At 44.2% G+C, this 4,973-nt stretch carries 4 protein-coding genes; 3 read left to right on the forward strand and 1 reads right to left on the reverse strand.

The annotated features are described in order from the left end of the window. The first annotated feature begins 288 nt into the window (after positions 1-288). A complete protein-coding gene (locus tag L0G63_RS13350; RefSeq protein ID WP_301451094.1) occupies positions 289-903 on the forward strand; it encodes a pseudouridine synthase in 615 nt (204 codons plus the stop codon). A 175-nt stretch (positions 904-1,078) separates the two neighbouring features. Continuing rightward, positions 1,079-1,933, forward strand: coding sequence for a DUF305 domain-containing protein (locus L0G63_RS13355; RefSeq protein ID WP_301451095.1), 855 nt, complete (start codon positions 1,079-1,081; stop codon positions 1,931-1,933). 109 nt (positions 1,934-2,042) lie between these two features. On the opposite strand, the gene L0G63_RS13360 is transcribed toward L0G63_RS13355, so the two are convergent. After that, entirely contained in the window at positions 2,043-4,055 is a 2,013-nt protein-coding gene (locus tag L0G63_RS13360) for a M61 family metallopeptidase (RefSeq protein WP_301451096.1), read from the reverse strand. A 327-nt stretch (positions 4,056-4,382) separates the two neighbouring features. Here L0G63_RS13360 and L0G63_RS13365 point away from each other — a divergent pair, with 327 nt between their 5' ends. Continuing rightward, a complete protein-coding gene (locus L0G63_RS13365; RefSeq protein WP_301451097.1) occupies positions 4,383-4,868 on the forward strand; it encodes a peptidylprolyl isomerase in 486 nt (161 codons plus the stop codon). Positions 4,869-4,973 lie beyond the last annotated feature (105 nt).

Here is a 4,973-nt window from a genome sequence, read left to right on the forward strand (position 1 = left end):
TATGCAGGCGTTCTATAATATTAATTAGCGTTGCACTTGGTGTGTTAATCTAAGTTTTCATTATTTATCATGCTTTAGATGCTATAGCTATCAAAGATAAAGGTATCCTTACAAAAATCTGGATTTAGTCTGTCAATAAACTTATACTGGCGCCGTCCTATCTTTGTAACGGATCATTTGCCGAATCTCCCCCTCAAATCTGATTGTGCTATGCTTATTTTTAGTATGATCTGTACGCTATTAGACATATGCTAAGATTACTTATTTACTTGTAGGAAACCTTGCTTTATGCCGACTTCTAGTCTCATTGTATTCAATAAGCCTTATGGCGTCCAAAGTCAGTTTAGAGATGACAGCAACAACAACCATACCACCTTATCGCAGTACTTTACCGATAAGTCGCTACGCGTGGCGGGTAGGCTTGATGCAACCTCAGAGGGCTTACTTATTTTGACTGATGATGGCTGGGTCAATAAAGCGATCACTCATCCACCAAAAGCCAATGCCGGACGCAAACAAGGTAAGACTTACTTAGTACAAGTTGAGGGCATTCCTACTGATGAGCAGCTCAATCAGCTTAGACGTGGCGTGGTTCTCAAAGATGGCAAAACCCTACCTGCCGAAATCAAACACGTCAGTGAAGATGAGCTACCCATGACGCTCTGGCAACGTCATCCGCCGATACGTGAGCGTAAAAGCGTACCGGACTCATGGTTGATACTGACGATTTATGAAGGTAAGAATCGCCAAGTCAGACGTATGACCGCGCATGTCGGCCTACCTTGCTTGCGCTTAATACGTTGGTCGGTTGCAGGGTTTGAATTGGGAGATTTGGCGGTTGGTGAATCTATGTGTGTCCAATTAAGCCGAGAGCAATATCAGCAGTTGGGAATTGTGAGATAGCTGGTAGATCTATACGCTTCACTCCTCATATAATTTCATATAAAGTAAATATATTACGACTTATTAAACATAGTGTCTCGAATGAGTAAGGTTTATCTGCTAAGATTCAGCACGTCATTGGTTATGTAAAATAGGCCTATTGTCTCATTTGGCCTTCTTATAGTAGGGATATGTCATGATTGCTTCTCATCGTTTTGTTCTGCTAGCCACCAGCATGTCTGCTGCAATGCTATTAAGTGCGTGTCAGCCAGCAGCAGATAGCCAATCAGCCCCTGTAGAGGAAGCGGCTCCGCCGATGACTGACATGACTCATGCCGAGCATGAAAATATGAATGATGAGACATTGGCAGACAGCGACAATGTCGCAGATGATGCTCAAATGACCGATATGCTCAGAGACTACACCAAGGCGATGACGAGCATGCACGATGAGATGATGATCGGGATGGGTTACAACGATCCTGATACCGCGTTCGCCAAAGGTATGCTTGGCCATCATCGCGGTGCGATAGATATGGCAAAAATCCAGCTAAAATATGGTACAGATGACGCGATGCGCCAGCTTGCCCAAGACATCATCACAGCGCAGCAAGCTGAGATTGATATTTTAAATAAATGGCTTGCCAGCCACCCTGACGCAGCTAAGCCCAAACCAGACACCCCTGCCATGCAGCAAGCCTATGCTCAGAGTATGGAGGATATGCACGGTGAGATGACATTGGGGATTGCCGATCCTATGCCTGATATGGCCTTTGCACGCGGGATGCTACCGCACCATGTGGGCGCTGTAGATATGGCAAAAATCGAGTTAGAATATGGTACTGATGAAGAGATGCGTGAGTTGGCACAGCATATCATCGACACTCAGCAACCTGAGATTGAGCTCATGCAAAACTGGATTGCAGCGCTTGAAGTGACAAACACTGCTGAAAGCGATGATACGGACGCTGATGTTGTCACATCTGATGACACGACTGAAAACAAGAAGTCTGTCAGTGAGGACCCTGATACTAAAACCAAGGAAGAGTAGCTAGCCATTCAGCATACCAAAAAACCTTCCAGCTATTACTTGAACCCCCTAATAACCATATTTGCTTATTAGGGGGTTTTGCTTTGCTTACTTATATCTCTCGATGTCACTATGCTGACTGACGCTTCATCACATCCAGCCATGGCTCCCAAGCGGATTCTGCTTGCTTAGGATCGCTATGATCTGCTAACGCTGGATCACCTTTTATTAAGCGCAGACTGACCTTATGAGGAAATGCTTTTTCAGGCATATCACTGTCATCCCCGTCAGCTTGTGGCAGTGCATCAGGTTGCACCTGCACACACATCAGCTCATCGCGGCGAAACAGATGACACTCAACAGTGCGCGCTGCATTACTGAACGACGCTAATTGCTTACTGTCCGCCTTGATGCCATCAATCGCGATAATGATATCATGGGCTGAGATACCTGCTTTGGCAGCCACACTACCGCGGTTCACTCGATTGATTTTGAGTCCAGCAGGTGTCTCATTACAGCGCATACCCCAAGGAACATACTTATCCGCGGTCTCTTTGGTATTGACCTGCATTTTGACACCGTTTGCGAGCAGTAGCGACTCAATTGGCAGTTCTTCTACCCCATTGACATAACGATGTTCAAAATCCTCCCACTCTGCCTGCGGCATAAACTGCCCAATTACGTCGCCCATATCCACGCTATTGATGCCGATACGCTTGCTGTCATTTTGCTTTGCTTGCGTATAAAATGCTTTGACCACGTCAAACAAACGATAGCGACCATCTGTATTTTTTAGCAATATCAAATCCAGACACAATGCCACCAATGCGCCTTTATTGTAGTAACTGATACCAGCATTGCCCGTATTTTCATCGCTACGGTACAGTTTAATCCACGCATCAAAGCTTGACTCTGCGACACTTTGACTGCCGCGACCAGGCGTCTGGTAGTAGCGATTGATTTGTTCCGCTAGCAACCTGAGGTAGTTTGGTTTATCGATGACACCAGATGCTTGCAACATAAAATCATCGATATAAGACGTAAATCCTTCAAAAACCCAAAGCATCGGGGTGAATGCTTCATGGCGTAAATTAACATCGATCATGACATCAGGGCGCACCGTTTTCACCCACCACGAGTGAAAATACTCATGACTGCATAATCCCAAAAACCGCTGATAATCCGTGCTTGGTAGTTTTGGCTCATCGGTATTTGGTAAGTCACGGCGCGGGGTAATCAGACTCGTAGAGTTGATATGCTCAAGTCCGCCGTAATCCTGACCACTGGCAAACGTCATAAAGGTATAATCATGAAAGGGTGCATCCCCCAGCCAGTCCAGATAAGTCTGACAAATCTGAGTAACGTCTTGCTGTAGCCTGCCCATATTGGCACTATGCTTTCCTGAGAGATAAAAGCTGTGATGAAGCGTCTGATGCTGATTGTCTTGAATAATAAAATCAAATTTATTCTGCGCTGCAATCTCAAAAGGATAATCAATCAGCTCATGATAATTATCTGCCCGTAATTGATAACAGTGCCGTTTATCTTCGCTCTGACCATCAACGCGCAGATGCGTAGATGCCAAACCACATGCCAAGATTACATGACTTTCTTCTTTATCTACCAAAAACGACTTTGGAACCATCAAGCTGACTTGTACTGGAATCTGCTCTTGCCCGTCGACCGCGAGTGCAAGTGAGGTAAAATTACCATACAGACGCTGCTGATCGACATAGGCAGTACGTACCGATAGGTCGTAGCAGTAGACTTCGTATTCGACGACTACCCTTTGTCCTGCTGTGATAGTGGGAAGTTGCCACGTATGTTTATCTACCTTTTGTGCACGATAAGTTTCAGAAAGCCCGTCACCTTCTTTTATTTGGCTGTCTGTTACTCGATAATGCACAGCGGTGATGTTGCGAGCAAACTCGCGCATCAGATAACTGCCTGGTATCCATGCTGGTAGCCAAAGCTGAGGCGCATCACCTGTTGCCATAAAAGACAGTGACACATCCACCAAATGCTCAAAAAAACGGGCAAAATCGAATTGGTAGCTGATATTAGCTATATCGTTAGTATTATCGTGGTTCACTGGGTCGCCGTTTGATGACGGATTAGTCGCCGTATTTACAGATAACGTCATAACATTTCTCTTCCTTATTTTATTATTATGGTAGGAGCCCTTCTCAAAAAACGCAACTCCCAAACCCTGAGTGTCCAGTAGTTATCGATTAACTATAGAAAATAGCAGTTATTATTGTAAATTGTGGCATTAATTGGCATTTTTTATGTTTTTTGCCTTGAAACTTACATACGCCATCTCAATTAAAGATGCTAACTGCTAAAGTTACTCTAATAAACTGATGATAATTGACTAATACTGTGGCTATTTGGTTGGCTTGCTGATTGGCTTTTTTAGGTTTATTGCAACCGTATTTAATTTTTTACATAGATATATTTAGGATATTTTATGACTACTATCGCAAAAGATACTGCCGTCAAATTCAATTACACATTAAAAGATGACGAAGGCAATATCCTTGATCAGTCTCCAGAAGGTCAGCCACTTGCTTATCTACATGGTCATAGCAACATCATCCCAGGCCTAGAATCACAATTAGAAGGCAAATCTGCTGGCGAAAAAGTCAACGCAGTGGTTGAGCCTGCTGATGGCTATGGCGAGTATCAAGAGCAAGCGGTACAGCGCGTACCACGCGAAAACTTCCAAGGCGTTGATGATATTCAGCCTGGTATGCAGTTCCAGTCAGAAGCTGGTGGCCAAGTTATGCTAGTTACTGTAACTGACGTAAACGATCAAGAAGTGACTGTTGATGCAAACCATCCATTGGCTGGTAAGCGTTTGACATTTGACGTTGAAATCCAAGAAGTACGTGCAGCAACTGAAGACGAACTAAACCATGGCCATGTACATGGCGCAGGTGGCGTTGAGCACTAATCTCTTCTAGAGTATAGTGAAAACGATTAGACGATAAGCTATTAAATTTATGGGGCTGTCCTAGATAACTAGTTCAAACCCTGTTTAACCCATTGTTTTAATTGT

Source organism: Psychrobacter sp., from assembly GCF_030454045.1.
In the GTDB taxonomy this organism is placed as follows: Bacteria; Pseudomonadota; Gammaproteobacteria; order Pseudomonadales; family Moraxellaceae; genus Psychrobacter.